This window comes from uncultured Rikenella sp., from assembly GCF_948810725.1.
Taxonomy (GTDB): domain Bacteria; phylum Bacteroidota; class Bacteroidia; order Bacteroidales; family Rikenellaceae; genus Rikenella.
Genome location: NZ_CAQIVA010000020.1, coordinates 1 through 18,902, shown reverse-complemented (window position 1 = coordinate 18,902; position 18,902 = coordinate 1). Strand labels below are relative to the sequence as shown.

Below are 18,902 nucleotides of genomic sequence, written 5' to 3'. Positions count from 1 at the left end.
CCGTTTCCGGCTGTTTTTCAAAGCGGCGGCCGCGCTACCTGACCCGCAGCCGCTGCCCCAGCCGAAGCGTGCTGTTGCGGTCGATGCCGTTGAGCTGGCAGATCCGGGCGATCGTCGTTCCGTATTTCGGCGCGATGCGGCCCAGAATGTCCCCCTTTTTAACGATGTGGTACACCGGCGCCCCCGAAGCCTGTTTGGGCTGCGCGGCGCGGATCATCGTCGAGTCGTCGGCTTCGGCCAGCAAGGTGTTGGCCAAGTCCGGTTCGTCGTCCTCTTCGAGCATCTCGGAGGCGCGCGAATGGATGCTGAAGTAGTCGCGGTTCAGGGCGAAGGTCTGGTAGCGGAGCATCCCGTTCTCGAAATCGAAGAGGAACTCCGGGTCGAAGCTCTGGTCGCAGTAGCGGGTTTCGAAATGGAGGTGGGGCCCGAAAGCGCGCCCCGTCTGCCCCACGTAGCCGATCACCTGTCCCGTCTTGACGTAGTCTCCCACCCGGACGTTGCACTTCATGAGGTGCGAGTGCCAGGTCTCCAGCCCGTTGGGATGGCGGATAATGACCAGATTCCCGTACCCGCCGGTGTTGTATTTGGCGTACCGGACTTTGCCGTCGAACGCGGCCAGTACCGGTTCGCCCGGCTTCATCGGAATATCGACGCCGTGGTGATTCCTCCTGCGCCGCGGCCCGTACTTCGAGAGGACTTTGCCCTGCACCGGACAGCAGAACTGGCCGAGGCTGTCGATCATGCGCAGGTCGACGGTCGCCGGCAGCTCGCCGAGCTCGATGTTGCGATAGGAGAAGACCGAGGCGGTGTCCCAGTGTTCGCGGAAAACGGACAGGTTGTCGAGCCGCCGCAGCTCCGACCGGTAGTACTCCCAGGTGTTATTGCTGAAAATGATGACTTTGGTCTCGGGATCGGCCGTCGGGATGGTGTCCATCGGCCGCCGAGGGAGCTCTTCGAGCCGGGGCGTCGCAGGCGTTCCGCCGCGCCGCTGGGCCGAAGCCTCCTCCGGGGCGACGAAAAGGATCAGACCGAATACGAAACCGGCGACCAGCAGCGATCGATAGGCAAAGGTGCGAAAATACATAGGTATAATCATATAATAATAGGTGTATGCGGGAACCGGTTATTGCAAACGCCCCTCCCTCAGGAATTCGGCCAGCCGGTCGAACGGGACTTCGGTCTGCTCGCCCGTGGCGAGGTGTTTGACGGTGGCCCGCCGGGCCGCGGCCTCGTTCTCGCCGACGAAGACGAGATACGGAATCCCCCGCTTCTCGGCATACTCGAACTGTTTTTTGATCTTCGCCGGTTCGGGATAGAGCTCCACGGCGACCCCTCCGTCGCGCCGCACGCCGTCCATCAGGCGCAACGCCTCGCGGGCCTCCTCGGCGCCGAAGTGGACGAAGAGGGCGCGGACGCTCTCGGCGGTCTCGGCAGGAAAGAGGTCGAGCCCCAGCAGGACGTCGTAAATCCGGTCGGCGCCGAAGCTGATCCCGACGCCCGAGGTGTCGGGCATACCGAAAATGCCGGTCAGGTCGTCATACCGCCCCCCGCCGCAGATGCTCCCCATGGGAAAGTCCAAGGCTTTGACCTCGAAAATCGCGCCGGTGTAATAGTTGAGCCCCCGAGCCAACGAGAGGTCGAGTTCGACAGGCAGTTCCACCCCGAGCGCCTCCACATAGTCGAGCACGGTGGTCACCTCTTCGATTCCGAGCCGGCCGGTGGCGGAACGGTCGCCGATAATGGCGGTAATGGCTGCCAGTTTCTCGCGATTCGTCCCCGAGAGCTCCAGAATGGGCCGCAGCGCGGCAATCGCCTCCGCCTCGAGCCCACGTTCGGCGAGCTCTTCGTTCACGGCGTCGATGCCGATCTTGTCGAGTTTGTCGATCGCGACGGTGATATCCATCATCTTATCGGCATGGCCGATGGTCTCGGCAATGCCGTAGAGTATCTTGCGGTTGTTGAGTTTCAGCACGACCCGGATGCCCAAGGCGTCGAAAACGTCGCGCACGATCCGAATCAACTCGACTTCGTTGAGCAGCGAGTCCGACCCGACGACATCGACGTCGCACTGGTAGAACTCCCGGTAACGGCCTTTCTGGGGCCGGTCGGCGCGCCAGACGGGCTGTATCTGGTAACGTTTGAATGGAAAGACGATCTCGTTGCGGTGCTGCACGACGTAGCGCGCAAAAGGCACGGTGAGGTCGTACCGCAGCCCTTTCTCGCAAATTTTCGTCCCCAGTGCCGCCGGGTTGTCGCTCTCGCCGGCGGCCAGCAGCTCCTCGCCCTCGATCCCCTTGAGGAAGTTGCCGGAGTTCAGCACTTTGAAGAGGAGTTTGTCGCCTTCGTCGCCGTACTTGCCGAGCAGGGTGGAGAGGTTCTCCATGCTGGGGGTTTCGAGGGGCTGGAAGCCGTAGCGCCGGAAGATGCTTTTAATGGTGTCGAAGAGGTAGTTGCGCCGGGCGGTCTCGACGGGCGAGAAGTCGCGGGTGCCTTTGGGTATGGATGGTTTCTGTATGGCCATGATCGATCTGTATTTCCTTTTTCGGCAACAGGGTGCAGCCTGCGCAGAGGGTGTTTTACCGGTGGCGGAAGCGGCTGGGTCGGCCCATTGTCTCGGTTCTTTTTTGGTAGGACGCCTCCTTAGGCGAGCAGGCTTTTTCTCGCTTTTTCAGTCGCCCGCGGCAATTCTTGCCGAATGTGGCTCACCGCCAATCGGCAGAATATGCCTTTTTGGGCGGGCGGGCGACGGATTTCACGCGCAGTTCTTTGTTCGCGCGCCTGGGGAAATCTTGTCAAAACGCGCAAGCGCATTTTGACGATTTCCCTCCTAAGGCGTGGCGCGCGAGCAGTTGAAAAGTAACAACGGTTGTATATGTCCGCGCGCTGACGAAAATCTTATTCAAAGCGCAAGACGCTTTGAATGATTTCCTTCTTCAGCGATCGCGCGCGGGAGAGCTTTGTCCAGCCTAAAACTGCGCTCAGGCCGCGCGGGCCCCACGTCCCGTGGACGGGAAATGCTTACGCATTTCCACTGGCAGCCTCTACCCCCGTTCTTTGTCCGCGCGCCTGGGGAAATCTTGTCAAAACGCGCCAGCGCATTTTGACAAGATTTCCCTCTTTAGGCGGGGCGCGCGATTTGGTTCGAGGGTACTGTTCCTTTTGTGAACAAAAGGAACCGAAAAAACTTTAGACGGATGCTGACGCATCCTCAAACTGCCGACGGCCCAATCCTTCGTCCGCGCGCCGCACAAAGATACGAAGATAATAACAATTTACAGATGCTCCGCGCAAGAGTCCGAAACGCTCCTTTTTCCTAACTTTGCGTTCGAAAAGATCCGGAACTACACAATGACTATCGACTTGATCCTCGTCGGAAAAACGACCGGCCAATGGCTGGAAAACGGCATAGAGGAGTATGTCGGCCGGCTGAAGCATTACGTGCGCTTCGGCCTCGTCGTCATACCCGAACTCAAAAACGCCCGCCACCTCCGCGAAGAACAGATCAAAACGACCGAAGGCGAACTGATCCTCGCTCGCATCGCCGCCGGAGACCACGTCATCCTACTCGACGAACGGGGCACGCTGCCCGACGGATCGGTGGAGTTCGCCGACCGGCTCCAGGGCCTCATGAACCGCGGCGTGCGGCGGCTGGTCTTCGTCGTCGGCGGAGCTTACGGCTTCTCGGAGGCGGTCTACGCCCGGGCCGACCAGCGGCTCTCGCTGTCGAGGCTCACCTTCTCGCACCAGATGGTGCGGCTGATCTTCATCGAACAACTCTACCGCGCCTTCACCATCCTCGGCGGAGAGCCCTACCACCACCGATAAATCCGCGTCGTCGACGCACCCCCCCCGATTCACAGCATCCGATCCTATGCGATTCTCCCGACACAACTTCACCAATCCCATCCGAGGGCTGGGGCTGCGGCTGCGAGCCCGGGCAATCCCCTACCTGCTGCCCGCCACCATCGCCCTCTTCGCCGTCAACATCTACTACATCGCCTTCCGCGTGGGCCGCGACGTCGATCCCGGGCTGAGGCACATCCGGACGGCCATCACCCGCATCGAACGCGAAACCGACCGCGTGGCCCGCAACTGGCTCGAAGCCGAGGACGACAGCCTCTACATCGAGAGGCTCTGGCGCGGCGACATCCCTCCCGGATGGAGCGAACAAGGGGTCTCGATGCTGCTCTTCCGCGACACGACGATGGTCTACTGGTCGAACTTCCCGTACCAGGTCAACATGAACGACTTCTGGCTGACCCCGTCGCATTCGATCCGGAAGATCGGGCCGCGCCACGGGCTCATCCTCGTGCGGGCCCGCGGCAACCGATCGGCCGTGGTGACGATCAACCTCTACAACGAAGAGACCGGACTCTTCAACCCCTATATCTTCCGCGAACAGCGCATCGAGCTGCTGCCCACCTCCGACGGCCCCCACGCCCGGCAGATCGGAGCCACGCGCATCGAAACCGACAACTGCGCCTTCTACCTCAAAGCCAAACCGCGCAAAGAGGTGCCCGGCGGAGCGGCCTTCTGCGGCTGGGCGGCGATCCTGCTGCTGTGCCTCTACCTCAAGAACCTGATCCGCACCCGCACGCGACGACACAACGCATTGCGCCATGCGGCCCTCTTTTTCATCGTCCTCGCGCTGCTGCGCGTCGGGCTCCACTACGTCGGCATTCCGAACGCCAACGGATCGCTGTTCGCCAAAGTATACGGCGCCAACAATGTCATCCTGGGGTCGCTCGGCGACCTCTTCCTCACGTTCGGCATGGGATTCGTCTACGTCGCGTTCCTGTTCAACATCCGGGCGAAACTGGCCTGGGACTGCCGGCAGCGCCCGGAACGGATCCGACAGATCGTTCTGGGGCTCTATTGCCTGCTCACGGCGGTCGTCGTCTCCGTCTTCCACTACGCGCTGATCCTCTCGATCTACACGCCGCGCATCAATGTCCAGATATACGACATCTTCGACCTGTCGTACAACAGCGTGATCTTCTACCTGCTGTTCGTGCTCTTCGTCGGCATCCGGTTCCTGATGGTGCGGGTGCGGCACACGCTCTTCGCGACCCGGCGCCTGTGGCAGCGCACCCTGTTCACCGGCGGGCTGATCGTCCTGCTGCTGGCCCCGGTCGAGTCGCAAATCCGATACACGGGCTACATCCTGCTGCTGTTCTACCTCACGATGGCACTCGTAGGCTACTCCCAGATCAAGTACCGCTACCTGGGCCCGTTCCTGCTCTCGCTGGCGATCTACAGCGCCTACTTCACCTTCTTCGCCACGCTGGAGGACACGGCGGCGCAGACCAATGCCCAACGGCTCTATGCCCGCATCCTCGCCACCTCGCCGCAAGACCGGATCATCCAGCAGGACGAAGAGGTGCCCGAGGGAGAACTGACGCCCGACATCCGGTTCCAACACTTCACCTACGTCCGGGTGACGGACGGTCGCATCCACTTCAAACACGGCAACGACAACGACTATCAGGCCCTGTTGGCCGCCGTGCCGAGCGGACACGACACGATTCTCTACGCCAACGGAGATGCCCACTACCTGTTCAACTACGACGAACCGGGGGCGCGCCACGGCCTGCTGATCGTCTCGCGCCGCGACAGCACGCTGCTGGACGTGGCGGCGCTGTACGCCTACACGTTCCTGATCCTGTTCGTGCTGTGCGGTCTGCTGCTCGAACTGACCGGATATACGTTCGACATCCAGCGGTTCAGCAGCCGAATGACTTTCAAGATCCGAACGGTGGTGATCGGCGTGGTGCTCTTCGCCATGGTGGCCGTCACGACCGTCATCATCCGCCACACGATGGCTCAATTCAAGGGTGACAACCGGCGGGTGGTGAACACCACGATCCAGCGGCTGGCGACCGACCTGTCGCTCTACCTGGCCCACCAGCCGTTCGACCGCGAAACGGCTGAGCGGTGGCTCGCGACGGAACAGAACAAGGACGAGTTCTCGATCAGCCTGTTCAGTCCGTCCGGGCGGCTGATCGCGTCGTCGGCCTACAACACGATCCACCTGGCCCGGATGCGGAGTCAGGCCTATCGCAGCCTGCACTACCTGAAACGGCCGATGTTCGTGATGGATATCGGGGGTGCGCAGTACACGTCGGCTTTCGTCCCGATCATCGTGGAGGGCGACTTGAAAGGCTACCTGAACCTCCAGTACTACGGGGCGGATGCGAACGGCGGATTCCTGCGCCACGAGCTGTTGGCCGACGTGCTGAACCTGTTCCTGATCATTCTGTGCATCTCGGTGATCCTGTCAGAGTTCCTCTATCGGCTGCTGACCAAGCCGTTCAACCAGCTGCACGAGGCGATGCGGAACATCTCGAAGATGCAGAAAATCGACGCGGCGGGCTCGAGTTCGAGCCGCCAGATCAGCGACGAGGTGGGGTTGCTCGTAGAGCAGTACAACCGGATGATCGACTACCTCGAAGAGAGCTACCGCCAGCTGGCGCGCAGCGAACGCGAGGGGGCCTGGCGCGAAATGGCCCGTCAGGTGGCCCACGAAATCAAAAATCCGCTCACGCCGATGCGGCTCAAAATCCAGATGCTGCAACGGACGCTGCGCCAACAGGAGGTGGAGACGGAGCTGAACCGCAAGGTACAGGAGACGCTCGCGCTGCTGCTGGATCAGATCGACCTGCTGACGAAGATCGCGAGCGAGTTTTCGGACTTCGCCAAGATGGGCGAAGGGCATCCGACGCAGATCGATCTACGGGTCTTGTTGCAGAACGTGGCGAACCTCTACGCGGATCACGAAGAGATCGAGCTGCAACTGGACTTGGGGGCGAACGAGGGGCCGGTATGGGTGACGGCAGACGCGGATCACCTGACGCGGGTCTTCGTGAACATCTGCCAGAATGCGGTGCAGGCGGTGGGCGACCGTCCGAACGGACGGATCGAGATCGGGTTGCACGTCTCGGAGGGTCGGGCGCGTGTGCGGATCAGCGACAACGGAACGGGCATCCCGGAGGAGATTCAGGCGAAGATTTTCGTGCCGAACTTCACGACGAAGAGCAGCGGCAGCGGTCTCGGCCTTCCTATCTCGCGCAAGATCATCGAGTTGCTGGAGGGCAGCATCGGGTTCGAGAGCGTGGTGGGCGAGGGAACGACGTTTGTGGTCGATTTGCCGATCGACGAGGCGGAGCATCCTGCGGGGGCATAGGTGTTTTTGGATGGCTTCTCGCCCCAAAGGGTCTTTTGACAAATGAGATAGAGGAGATCATTGGAGGTAGAGGTGGGTGTTGGGGGTAAGGTGGCCGTTATTTGGGGTAGAGGCTGCCATTGGGGGTGAAGCGGGCCGTTACTTGGGGGTAGAGGCTGCCAGTAAAACGCCCTGTGGGCGCGCCCCGGGCAACCGCTTCCACGGCGAGGGGACACCGGCCAGTGTCGGCAGCAGCGGGTACGGCTGGTTGGCGACGTCTTTCAATTCGGGCGACCACTACCGGGGGATGTACTTGAATTTCTATACGACAGCTCTCTATCCGATCAACGCGGACGCACGTGCTTACGGTTTTCAGTTGCGTTGCCTCTCGGAATAAACGGGCAGGAGGCTCTCGACGGAACCGATTGGGGACTTAGAACCCGGGCTTGGGCCTATTTTCTTTCAGATTTTGCAATTCGAGCGCCGCTCGGCCCCGCCCCGGGCTACCGCCACCGGGATACGGGCTTTCAAGGCAATATCGGCTACTGTGGTTCCAGCAGATCCTCCTCTACGGCCAACGGTACGGACGACGCACGGCTGGATTTCAGCGTAGCCTGGCTCTATCCCGGTTACGCGAGTGGCCGCGCTTACGGTCTTCAGTTGCGGTGCCTCTCGGAATAAACGGGCAGGAGAGCTTTCGACAGAACCGATTGGGGACTTAGAACCCGGGCTTGGGCACGGCTGTTCTATTCAGATTTTGCGAGTCACGCAGCCCGCCCCGGGCTACCGCGACGACTCTTCGGGCGTGCTGGACGACATCGGCAACGGCGGGTACAGCTGGGGTTCCACGGTCAGCGATATCTACGGGCAGTTCTTGTGGTTCTACACACGGACTCTCAACCCGAGTCGAGCGCATTATCGCGGTCACGGTTTCCAGTTGCGTTGCCTCTCGGAATAAACGGCGCCGGCGGTTCGAAGAACCGCACTATTCGTTCTTGGTTTAAGCGGGTCGAAGCCTGCGGGGCCTAAAACGAGCATAGCGAGTTGCGGGCCTCCGCGGCGGGAGGCTTCGGCCCGCACGACCCTAAAGGGTCGCAAAAGCACTATTTTTTCAGCCGGGTTCGTCCTCGGCGCGCCCCCCTCGCGCCGCTAAAGCGTCGCCCTTGCCGAGGACGGCGATTCCTCTTGGAATCGCGCTATTCGCTCGCAGCCTATAGCAGCTCGCCTCTAGCGGCGGACTGCGCGACCCAAAGGGTCGCAAGAGCTCAGCCTAACTCACCGCCCCAATTCTGTCGGGTTCGGGCTGCGCGCTCCGGGGGTGGGCCGAACGGCCCAGCGCGCAGGCCCGGCGGTTCTACGAACCGCAATAGCACGACCAACAATTCGGCCCAACCCACAGCCCCCTGCTCGGCCCAGCGCGGCGCGAAAACCGTAATCGGTTTTCGCGCCTGAAGAACAAGCACAGCCCAACTCACCGCCCGATTCTCTGCCCCGTATCCGCCTCACTGCGGCTCCGCTGTCGCTCCGCCGCGTTTTCGCGCGCCTTACGCGATTCATTCTATTTCGGCTTGTCGCCGAAATAGTTGAATCGCTTCTTTAGGCGGCGGCGCGCGATCCGGTCATTACCCCGGCTGGTACTGTTCTCTTTGTGAACAAAGACTTTAGACGGATGCTGACGCATCCTCCAGCTGCCGACGGCCCAAATCTTTGTCCGCGCGCTGGCGGAAATCTTATTCAAACGCGCACTACGCGTTTGAAAGATTTCCTTTTCCAGCGATCGCGCACGGGTCGAGCTTTGTCCCGCCTAGAACTGGCCTCAGGCCGGCCGGGTCCCACGGCCCGCGGTGGGCAATTTGCCGCCTCAGTCCAATCCATTACACACACAGACAATAATAATCAACTTCCACACTACACCAAAATACAAAACGCGGCGGGCATACAGCCCGCCGCGTCCGAAAGCTCAGGAAGAGACTAAAAATCCCTGTCCGACACCCCCTACAACCCGCACTTGACAAACTCGATCGCCCGACGCAACAGGTGATCCCGAGACGAACCCATCCCGTGGTTCTTGTCCGGATAGATCGCCATCTCGAACGGCTTGCCCGCCCGAACCAGCCGCTCGATCATCTCATAACTGTTCTGGATGTGCACGTTATCGTCCCCCGTGCCGTGCGCCAGCAGCAACTTGCCCTTCAGCCGGTCGGCGAAAAAGATCGGACTGTTGTCGTCGTACCCCGCCGCATTGTCCTGCGGCAACCCATTGTAGAGCTCCGTGTAGATCGTGTCGTAATACCTCCACGACGTCACCGGCGCCACCGCCACCGCCAGCGCGAAGACATCGTTCCCCTTCAGAATGCCGTTCAGGGCCATGAATCCCCCGAAGCTCCAGCCGTAAATCCCGATCCGCGCCGGATTGACATAAGGCAAACTCCCCAAGTACCGCGCCGCCGCGATCTGATCCTGCACTTCGAGCCCCCCTAGATTCCCGTAGGTGCACTTGCGGAACTCCGCCCCCCGGAAACCCGTTCCGCGGCCGTCCACACACGCCACCAGAATCCCCTCCCGCACCAGCGCCGCCTCCCACGACCACCCCCACTTGTCCGCCACCTGCTGCGACCCCGGACCGCTGTATTGCGTCATCAGCACCGGATAACGCCGCGTGGAGTCGAAATCAGCCGGTTTGAGCAGATAGCCGTTCAGCGTCGTCCCCTCCGGCGTCGTGAAGGTGAAAAACTCTTTTCGCGGCAAGCTATACTCCGACGCCATCCGACGCCGCAACGCCGCGTTGTCCTCCAGCACCCGCACCGCACCTCCGTCCGCCACCCGCCTGAGCGTCACCACCGTCGGCGTCTCGCTGTTCGAAAAATAGTCGATCCAGTACCGGTACCCCGGCCCGAAAACCGCCGTATGTGTCCCCGCCTCGTCCGCCGCCGACAGCCGACACTTTCCCCGACCGTTCAGCCCGACGCTGTAGATCCCCCGTCCGAGCGGCGAATCCTCGGTAGACTGATAATAGACCCTTCCGCGCTTCGCATCGATTCCGTAAAGGGCCGTCACCTCCCATGCCCCCTCCGTAATACGGTTCTGCAACCGCCCCGCCATGTCGTACCGGTAAAGGTGCATCCACCCATCCCGCTCGCTCTTGACCACAAATCCGCGCCCCTCCGGCAGAAAAGTCGCCGTCTCGTTGTCGATCCGTTCGATGTACCGCGGGTCGCGCTCTTCGTACAGCACAGACGTCGCCCCCGTCGTCGCATCGGCCAGCAGGATTCGATAATGATTCTGCAACCGGTTGAGCCAGTGCACCGCCAGCCTCGCTCCGTCCCCGTCGCGCCCCGTCGCCGCCCACTCGATCCGGGGCACGTAGATGTCCGTCGAATCGGCCCCCGACGCGAGGTCGACATCGACGATCGAATCGCCGTCGAACCGGTAGATCCGGATGCCGACCACCGAGTTCATCTCGCCCGCTTTCGGATACTTGAAATTGTAGTTCTCCGGATACAGCCCCCCGCGGAAGGTGTTCATCGAGTATTCGCGCACGCCGCTCTCGTCGAACCGGTAGAAAGCGATGGCGTCCGAGCCCGGCGCCCACTCGTAGGCCCGTGCAAAGCTGTACTCCTCTTCGTAAACCCAGTCGGGAATGCCGTTGATAATGAAGCCCCGCACCCCATCGTGCGTAATCTGCCGCTCGACGAAAGTCCCGTCGGCCGCCGGGGACGAGAGATCGACCACGAAAAGATCGTTGTCGCGCACGAACGCCGCTTGGGTTCCATCCGGCGACAGAGTCGCCTCCTGCTGCTTCCCGCCCACGGACAAAGGCCGCAGGTCGCCCGTCGTGCGGTCATAAACATAGTAATCCGCCCGCGAAGAGTGCCGGTAGATCGGTTCGCGACCCGTGGTCAGCAGCATCTGCCGCCCGTCGCGACCGATCGCGTAGTCGGAAACCTGCGGAAAACCCTCCGGCCGCCGGAACAGCGTATCGACCATCGCCCCGTCGGCATACCGCCACCGCAGCACATCTCCGTTGCGGCTCAGCGTGGTATAGTGTTCGCCGTCTTCCATGGCCCGCAGTCCGTACACGCTCCGTGCCGCCAGTTTTCCTCCGGCGATATCGTCGTAGCCGATCTGCCGCTTCGCCTCCGGAGCCGCCTGCACCCCCGCGCCCATACCGCCGAGTAGGGCGAGGCCTATTATATAACCGTATATCCGTCTCATGCTTCAACCGCTTTAAGGCTCATATCGAGGCTTTTGATCTGATGGGTCAGGGCGCCCACCGATACGTAGTCCACGCCGCACTCGGCATAGTCGCGGAGGTTTTCGAGCGTGATCCCGCCGGAAGACTCGGTCTCGGCACGCCCCGCCACCCGGGCGACCCCCTCACGTGTCTGCTCGATCGTGAAGTTGTCGAACATGATGCGGTCGGCACCGCCCGCGGCGAACACCCGATCGATGTCATCCAACGACCGCACTTCGATCTCGATCTTCAAATCCTTCTGCTTCTCGGCCAGGTATTCGCGTGCGCCCCGGAGCGCGTTTTCAATTCCCCCGGCGAAGTCGATATGGTTGTCTTTCAGGAGAATCATATCGAAAAGCCCGATGCGGTGGTTCTCCCCTCCTCCGATCCGGACGGCCATCTTTTCGAGCATCCGCATCCCGGGGGTGGTCTTCCGCGTGTCGAGCACTTTGGTTTTCAGCCCCCTGAGCCGGTCGGCATAGACGGCGGTCTGGGTGGCCACGCCGCTCATCCGCTGCATGAGGTTGAGAATCACGCGCTCGGCCTGCAACAGGGAGATCAGGTTCCCTTCGACATAAAAGGCGATCTGGCCGGGTTCGACCCGGTCGCCGTCGTTCAGTATCCGCTCGAACGCCACGGTCGGATCGAGCCGCCGGAAGACTCGTTCGGCCACCTCGACGCCGGCCAGCACGCCGGCCTGTTTGATGAGGAGTTTCATCCGCCCGCGCCGGTCGGCGGGGATGGAGCTGAGCGAGGTGTGGTCGCCGTCGCCGATGTCTTCGGCGATGGCCAGCTCGATCAGCCGGTCGACGTAGGGTTCGTAGGCTTTTTCCATGGTGGTGTATCTGTTTCGTATGGTTGTGGTTACTTTCGCGCCTCCATATAGGACTGGAGGATGATGACGGCGCTCACCCGGTCGACGAGTCCTTTGTCTGTGCGCCGCCGGTTCCGGGGGACTCCGCCTTCGATGATGGCGCGCTGGGCGAGCACGGAGGTGAAGCGTTCGTCGTGGAAAACGACGGGTATCCCGGGCAGGGCGCGCCGCAGCTGGCGGACGAAGGGGTCGATGTAGCGCCACGATTCGGATCGCTCGCCGTTCATCTGCCGCGGGTCGCCGACGACGAACATTTCGACGTCGTTTTCGTTCGCATAACGGGTCAGATAGGCGACGGCTTCGTGTGCGGGCACGGTGTCCAGCGGGTTGGCAATCAGCTGCATGGGGTCGGTCGCGGCGATTCCGACGCGTTTCCGTCCGTAGTCTATGGCGATGATCCTGCTCATTTCTTCTCTGCAAAAATAGGGAATTATTCAGTATGTACCCCGCCCCGGGCAACCGCAATGCATCTGCGGGCAAGCCGGTGAACGGCGGGTACTTCGGGTACAGTTGGTCTGCTGCCACGAGCGGCTTTGTCGGCCTGGACTTGGGTTTCTATGCGCAGGGTCTCAAAACCGACCGCTCGGACTACCGGGCTCAAGGTCTTCAGTTGCGTTGCCTCTCGGAATAAACGCGCCCACAGGGCGTTTTACTGCCAGCCTCTAACCCAAGTAACTGGCCGCCTCTACCCTATTTTGAGTTGAATCCTGCGGTTCGAAGAACCGCGCGCGCCGGACGCCTCCCCCTCGGGAGGCCCGCAATGTTCGCATGCTCACTGCGCCCACTCCCGGGCGTCCGACCCCACCGAAACAACAGTCCATTTATCGGCTAAAATATCGAGAGCGGCCTGTCGCCCATCCCCCCGAGGCGCTCCGCGCCTGGGCGACAAGGCCTGCGGTTCGGAGAACCGCAAAAGTATAGCCAATTTGTTTTTGGCCGCAGCCAGCGGAGAACGAAGACGAAGCGGGAGCGGAGTATTTCGGCCCTCCGCATCCGGGGGCTGCGGGCCGACCGTTGTCACGGGGACTTAGCTATTCGCTCTCAGCCCAAAGCTCGTTCCAGTTCTCCGCCCCGTGTCCGCCTCACTGCGGCTCCGCTTTAGCTCCGCCGCGTTTTCGCGCGCCTTGCGCGATTCATTCTGTTTCGGCTCACCACCGAAACAGTTGAATCGCTTCTTAAGGCGGGGCGCGCGGTTGAGCTTTGTCCCGCCTGAAACTGCCCTGCGCGGGCGGCGTCCGGGTGACCCCGGAGGGACGGAGCGATACTGCGTATCGCTTCTTTAAGAGTGGCGCGCGTTTGCCCTACGGGAGGGCCTGCCCTCGGGCCGGGCAGGCCCCACGTCCCGTGGACGGGAAATGCTGCGCATTTCCACTGCCAGCCTCTATCCCCCGTTCTCTGCCCGTGCGCTGGCCGTGTCTGCCAGGATAAATCAACACTCTACAAAAGTATTCGGATTTGCGGCGAACGTTGTAACTTTGTTTCGTCCGCCAAAACTTCGACGCGGCGGCACCTCCCTCTGAAAATGACAGACGGGCAGAGGAACGGACACAGACTCCAGGAGTGGTTGTGCCTAAGGGGTGCAGCCAGCGCGAGTGATAAATTCAGCAGTCCACTGACCAGGCTTCGGGACGGCGACGGATCGCCGACCGAAGCGTTAGTTACAGAGCCCTGCGCTCGCTGAAACCCCTCACCTGCCAAGGGCCGGGCGACGGTGCGCCTCAGGGCCGCGCTCGTGTCGGGCTTCGTTCCCGACCGGGCCGATTCGAGCGACTGCCGGTTCAGGGAGAACCCCGGGCAACCGCGGCAACGGCGAGGGCGCGTTGTGGAACGTCGGCAACAACGGGTACAGCTGGTCGTCCACGTCCTACGATTCGGACGACCACTACCGTGGCATGTACTTGAACTTCAACGCGACGGAACTCAACCCCAGCAACACGACGAACCGGGCCAACGGTCTTCAGTTGCGTTGCCTCTCAGTATTTATCTCTCCTCTGCCCTTTTTTTATCCGGAACCCCGGCAGACGCGCTATTTCGCCGCGCGCTGCTTGATCTCCCGCTTCGTCATCTCGCGCTGCACCAGCTCCGGCGACGAAACCGCCCGATAGGTGCGCCCGTGTTGCAGCCGGATCTCTCCCTGAGCCGTAGCGAACCGGGGATTATAGTATACCCACTCGAACGCCGAGCCGTTTTTCGAATCTCCCTGGCGGAAGCGCGGATTTTCGTCCGGAAAATAGACGGCGATCCGCACCTGATACTCTCCCCCTTTATAATAGGTCCCGGCCCGGGCGATCGGCGTGCCGGGGTAGACCACATCTCCCGGCCGGACGGCGATGCTTCCCTTCTCCAGCACTTCGTACCGGCACAATGTCCCGTCCGGTTGTTCGACCAGCACGTGGTTCGCCCGGCTTCGATAGGTGGCCGCTATGCCTTCGTCGGCCGGCTCCTCGCCGTCGTGCGCCTCGACGACCAGTCCTTTCCGCATGGCGAAGACCGTGTCGCCCGGCGCGAGGCGGAACTCCCAGGCGCTCCACCCCCGCACCGGCTGGCCGTCGAAGTAGCGCTGGTTCAGGTTGAACAACGAAATCGCTCTGACCGCCTCCCCCTTCGCGGTGCTGTACGGCAGGCGATAGACGAAGGCGCTGTCGAGTTTCGGACTGCGGTAGCCCCGGATGTAGCTGTAGGCGTACCGGCACCCCACCGGCCGTTCCGCCTGCACCGGCGCGACGGTCAGCAGCTTCTGGCTGGCGCCTCGCATAACGGTCTTATAGACCGGCGACTGGCGGGTGTTTTCGAGTTCCGAGAATTGCAGCAGGAGCGTATAACTTCCCAGCGTGTGTTTGATGGCGTTGATTTCCAGACTGGTTTCGACCCACCGGGAGTCCACTTCGATATCGGGTCGGGTGTTCTGTGCCGTTGCGCCGGACTGTCCCAGGGCGAGCAGGGCGATGACGAAAAGTGCGTGGCGAGGCATGGCTTTCGGTTTTGATAACAGGTTAAATATACGAGAAAAGTTCCAGTTTTCAAAGGAAAACCGGAACTTTTCATTGATTTTAATCTACATGCGGTTATTTCACCAGCTTGGCGAACAACCCCTTGAGGCTGACCATGTCGTGCACGATCCCCGGCAAATCCTTGATGGCCACGCGTTCCTGCTGCATAGAATCCCGGTGCCGGACGGTCACCGTCCCGTCTTCGGCCGACTGGTGGTCGACGGTCACGCAGAGCGGCGTCCCGATAGCATCCTGCCTGCGGTACCGCTTCCCGATCGAGTCTTTTTCGTCGTATTGCACGTAGTGGTCGAACTTCAGGTCGTTCACGATCCCGCGGGCGATCTCCGGCAGTCCGTCTTTCTTGACCAGCGGCAGAACGGCCACCTTGACCGGCGCCAAGGCTGCCGGAAACCGCATCACGATGCGCGAATCGCCGCCGTCCAGCTGTTCCTCGGTGTAAGCGGCCGAGAAGACCTGTAAGAACATCCGGTCGACCCCGATCGAAGTCTCGACGACATAAGGCGTGTAGCTCTCCCCGCTCTCGGTGTCGAAATATTGAATCTTCTTGCCCGAGAATTTGGCATGCTGCGAGAGGTCGAAATCGGTGCGCGAGTGAATCCCTTCGACCTCCTTGAAGCCGAACGGGAATTCGTACTCGACGTCCGTAGCGGCATTGGCATAATGTGCCAGCTTTTCGTGGTCGTGGAAGCGGTAGTGGTCGTCCCCGAAGCCCAAGGCGCGGTGCCAGCTCATCCGGAATTGCCGCCAGTGTTCGAACCACTGCATTTCGGTTCCCGGTTTGACGAAGAACTGCATCTCCATCTGTTCGAACTCGCGCATGCGGAAGATGAACTGCCGGGCGACGATCTCGTTCCGGAACGCTTTCCCGATCTGGGCGATCCCGAACGGAATCTTCATCCGCCCCGTCTTCTGTACGTTCAGGAAGTTGACGAAGATCCCCTGCGCCGTTTCCGGCCGCAGGTAGACGTTGCTCGCCCCGTCCGCCGTGGAGCCCATCTGGGTGCTGAACATGAGGTTGAACTGCCGCACGTCGGTCCAGTTTTTCGTCCCGCTGATCGGGCAGACGATTTCGAGCTCTTCGATCAATGCCTTGACTCCTGCCAGATCATTGGCATTGAGCACTTCGGCCATCTTTTCGTGCGCGGCGTCCCGCTTGGCTTTCAATTCCAGCACGCGCCCGTTGGTGGTGACGAACTGTTCCCGGTCGAAAGCCTCGCCGAACCGCTTGGCAGCTTTCGCCACCTCCTTCTCGATCTTTTCGTCCTGCTTGGCGATCCAGTCTTCGATCAGCACGTCGGCGCGATACCGTTTCTTGCTGTCCTTGTTGTCGATCAGCGGGTCGTTGAAGGCCCCCACGTGTCCCGACGCTTCCCAAGTCTTCGGGTGCATGAAGATGGCGGCGTCGATCCCCACGATATTGTCGTGGAGCTTGGTCATCGCGTCCCACCAGTACCGTTTGATGTTGTTCTTGAGTTCGACGCCCAACTGGCCGTAGTCGTAAACGGCCGACAAGCCGTCGTATATCTCGCTGGACGGGAAGATAAACCCGTACTCTTTGCTGTGCGCGATCAGTTTCTTGAAGAGTTCCTCCTGTGTCATTTGAGTTGCATGTTATATCCAAGGAGCAAAGTTAGTTATTTTCCCTCGCCGTTGGGAAAGTTCGGGGTCTTGACGGGTACATTTTTATTGATGAGCAGTTTGCCGTCGGGTGACACCCATCGCTCGCCCCGCTCGGCGAGGTGTTCGGCCATGCTTTTGCGGAAAGCGGCCAGGCGTTCCTCCTGTTCGGCAGCCGTGTGCAGGTCGCGGGTTTCGTACGGGTCGTCCGCGAGGTCGAAGAGCTGCTCTTCGCCATTGCCGTAGAACCAGATGTATTTGTACCGCCCGTCGGTCAGGGCTACCCAGCCGCTGCCGCCGTAGCTGCCGGTGTGTTCCAGGTCGAGCTGCGTCCGCCATCCGGCTTTCTTCGGGTTTTTCAGCAGCGTCAGGATGGACGCTCCGTCCACTCCGTCGGGGATTTGTGTTCCTGCCGCGTCGAGGAAGGTGGGCAGGATGTCGCGTATCTCGACCAGCTCGTCGCGGGTGGAGCCGCGTTTGACTTTGGCTTTCATGGACGAGGGGTAGCGCACGATGAAGGGCACGTGGGCCGATCCTTCGTAGGCGTAGGTCTTGCGCCAGTGGTGGTGGTCGCCGAGCATGTCGCCGTGATCGGAGACGAAGAGGATCAGGGCGTTGTCGTACATTCCCCGCTCCCGGAGCGCCGCGACGATGCGTCCGATCTGTTCGTCGATGAAGGTGACGTTGGCGGCGTAATGCCTGCGGGCCTGTTGGGCATATTCCGTCCCGAAGTCGCCGTAAGCGGCGGACGGGTTCCTGAGCGGGTCGTGGGTGTAGCGTGTCGAGTAGGTCGAGTCCCAGTCGCCGGTGACGGGTGCCGGCAGGGTCTTGTCGGCATACAGGTCGAGCAGCCGCTTCGGCGGGTCATACGGGCTGTGGGGTCGGGCGAAGGAGACTTTCAGGAACAGGGGCTGCATCGGGTCGTAGTTTTCGATCAGCCGCACGGCCCGCTCTCCCGTCCACCAGGTGGGGTGCAGGGTGTCGGCCAGCGGATAGGTGTCCGAAGCGTGGTCGTTCCAGCCGATATGGCTGGAGTCGGGGTTAAGCCCGGGGGCCACGCTGGCGAACCACTGCCGGTAGTCGCTGACGAAGCCGGTGTCTTCGACACGGCCGGATTCGTCGAGCTCGGTGGCGGCGAATCCGCGTAACGACCGTTGCGGGTGCCAGTGCATCTTTCCGATACCGTAGCTGTAGTATCCGGCGTCGGTCATGAGTTGCGGCAGCTGGTTGGGGTATTCGGGGGCGATGAAGTTGTTGTAGCCGATGAGGCCGTGGTGCCAGGGGGATTGACCGGTGAGCAGCCCGGCCCGGGCGGGTGTGCTGCTGGGGGCGGAGGTATAACCGTTGGTGAAGCGCACACCGTCGGCGGCCAGTGCATCGAGGTGCGGTGTCACGACGGTCGTATCGACGGTGCCGAGGTAGTCGAACCGATGCTGGTCGGTCATGATCAGAATGACATGGGGTTGTTGTTTCTGTGCGGCGGAGGCGGCGCCTACTGCGCCCAGCGCGGCCATCCAGGCTAAGGTCTTTTGCATAATCGTCAAATATACGATTTTATTTGCATCTGTATTGGAGGGCTGAGGTTCTCGATAGGGTTATTACTGCCTTATTAAGGCGGTACTATCTTGTGGGGCCCGCGTACTTCTTTCAGGCGAGGTGCGCGAAAAGAGATAGGGTAGAGGCGGCCGATTCCGAGTGCCGGACCCGAGTAGCGAAGCGAGAGCACGTCGGCTTGTCGACGATGCCTCGCAAGCGCGAGGAAGACCGCAGGTCGACGCACCGCCCGCCCGGCGGACGCGTTCGCGCCACAGCGGGCGGCCTTTATTACTTCAAAGCAACCGCGCGCCACGCCTTAAGAGGGAAATTGTCAAAATGTGCTGGCACGTTTTGACAAGATTTCCCAAGGCGCGCGAACGAAGAACGGGGTAGAGGCGGTCAGTGGAAATGCGGCAGCATTTCCCGTCCACGGGACGTGGGGCCCGCGCGGCCCGAGCGCAGTACCCT

The 18,902-nt window shown here is 61.4% G+C and carries 13 protein-coding genes; 5 read left to right on the top strand and 8 right to left on the bottom strand.

Annotated elements, in window-relative coordinates:
- Window positions 1–34 precede the first annotated feature (34 nt).
- Window positions 35–1,096: a M23 family metallopeptidase gene (locus Q9S52_RS06760; protein WP_304708579.1), complete on the bottom strand. Its 1,062-nt coding sequence runs from the start codon at window positions 1,094–1,096 to the stop codon at window positions 35–37.
- Window positions 1,097–1,123: 27 nt separating this feature from the next.
- Window positions 1,124–2,521: a histidine--tRNA ligase gene (gene hisS / locus Q9S52_RS06755; RefSeq protein WP_297628591.1), complete on the bottom strand. Its 1,398-nt coding sequence runs from the start codon at window positions 2,519–2,521 to the stop codon at window positions 1,124–1,126.
- Between the two features lie 827 nt (window positions 2,522–3,348).
- Here hisS and rlmH point away from each other — a divergent pair.
- From rlmH to Q9S52_RS06740, 3 genes are all read left to right on the top strand, one after another.
- Window positions 3,349–3,825, top strand: a complete 477-nt coding sequence (gene rlmH, locus Q9S52_RS06750; protein WP_304708578.1) for a 23S rRNA (pseudouridine(1915)-N(3))-methyltransferase RlmH — start codon at window positions 3,349–3,351, stop codon at window positions 3,823–3,825.
- Window positions 3,826–3,871: 46 nt separating this feature from the next.
- Window positions 3,872–7,183: a HAMP domain-containing sensor histidine kinase gene (locus Q9S52_RS06745; RefSeq protein ID WP_304708577.1), complete on the top strand. Its 3,312-nt coding sequence runs from the start codon at window positions 3,872–3,874 to the stop codon at window positions 7,181–7,183.
- Window positions 7,184–7,919: 736 nt separating this feature from the next.
- Entirely contained in the window at window positions 7,920–8,120 is a 201-nt protein-coding gene (locus tag Q9S52_RS06740) for a hypothetical protein (protein WP_297832482.1), read from the top strand.
- 1,037 nt (window positions 8,121–9,157) lie between these two features.
- Here Q9S52_RS06740 and Q9S52_RS06735 read toward each other — a convergent pair.
- The 3 genes from Q9S52_RS06735 to ruvX are packed head-to-tail and all read right to left on the bottom strand — an operon-like array spanning window position 9,158 to window position 12,677.
- Window positions 9,158–11,377 (bottom strand): S9 family peptidase, encoded by a 2,220-nt coding sequence (locus Q9S52_RS06735; RefSeq protein WP_304708576.1) that lies wholly within the window; start codon window positions 11,375–11,377, stop codon window positions 9,158–9,160.
- On the bottom strand, window positions 11,374–12,231 hold the full coding sequence (nadC, locus tag Q9S52_RS06730; RefSeq protein ID WP_297628599.1) for a carboxylating nicotinate-nucleotide diphosphorylase: 858 nt from the start codon (window positions 12,229–12,231) through the stop codon (window positions 11,374–11,376). Before nadC ends, Q9S52_RS06735 begins: the two co-directional genes overlap by 4 nt.
- A gap of 29 nt (window positions 12,232–12,260) precedes the next feature.
- Entirely contained in the window at window positions 12,261–12,677 is a 417-nt protein-coding gene (gene ruvX, locus Q9S52_RS06725; RefSeq protein WP_304708575.1) for a Holliday junction resolvase RuvX, read from the bottom strand.
- 32 nt (window positions 12,678–12,709) lie between these two features.
- Here ruvX and Q9S52_RS06720 point away from each other — a divergent pair, with 32 nt between their 5' ends.
- Both Q9S52_RS06720 and Q9S52_RS06715 read left to right on the top strand, forming a co-directional pair.
- Complete coding sequence (locus Q9S52_RS06720) at window positions 12,710–12,901, top strand: hypothetical protein (protein ID WP_304708574.1); 192 nt, start codon at window positions 12,710–12,712, stop codon at window positions 12,899–12,901.
- Window positions 12,902–14,090: 1,189 nt separating this feature from the next.
- Window positions 14,091–14,375, top strand: a complete 285-nt coding sequence (locus tag Q9S52_RS06715) for a hypothetical protein (protein WP_304708573.1) — start codon at window positions 14,091–14,093, stop codon at window positions 14,373–14,375.
- On the opposite strand, the gene Q9S52_RS06710 is transcribed toward Q9S52_RS06715, so the two are convergent.
- The 3 genes from Q9S52_RS06710 to Q9S52_RS06700 form a co-directional block, all read right to left on the bottom strand.
- Complete coding sequence (locus Q9S52_RS06710) at window positions 14,297–15,241, bottom strand: hypothetical protein (protein WP_304708572.1); 945 nt, start codon at window positions 15,239–15,241, stop codon at window positions 14,297–14,299. The two genes, Q9S52_RS06715 and Q9S52_RS06710, sit on opposite strands and share 79 nt — an antisense overlap.
- A 94-nt stretch (window positions 15,242–15,335) precedes the next feature.
- Window positions 15,336–16,880, bottom strand: a complete 1,545-nt coding sequence (locus tag Q9S52_RS06705; protein ID WP_304708571.1) for a glycine--tRNA ligase — start codon at window positions 16,878–16,880, stop codon at window positions 15,336–15,338.
- 35 nt (window positions 16,881–16,915) lie between these two features.
- Window positions 16,916–18,433: an arylsulfatase gene (locus Q9S52_RS06700; RefSeq protein WP_304708570.1), complete on the bottom strand. Its 1,518-nt coding sequence runs from the start codon at window positions 18,431–18,433 to the stop codon at window positions 16,916–16,918.
- Window positions 18,434–18,902: the final 469 nt, after the last annotated feature.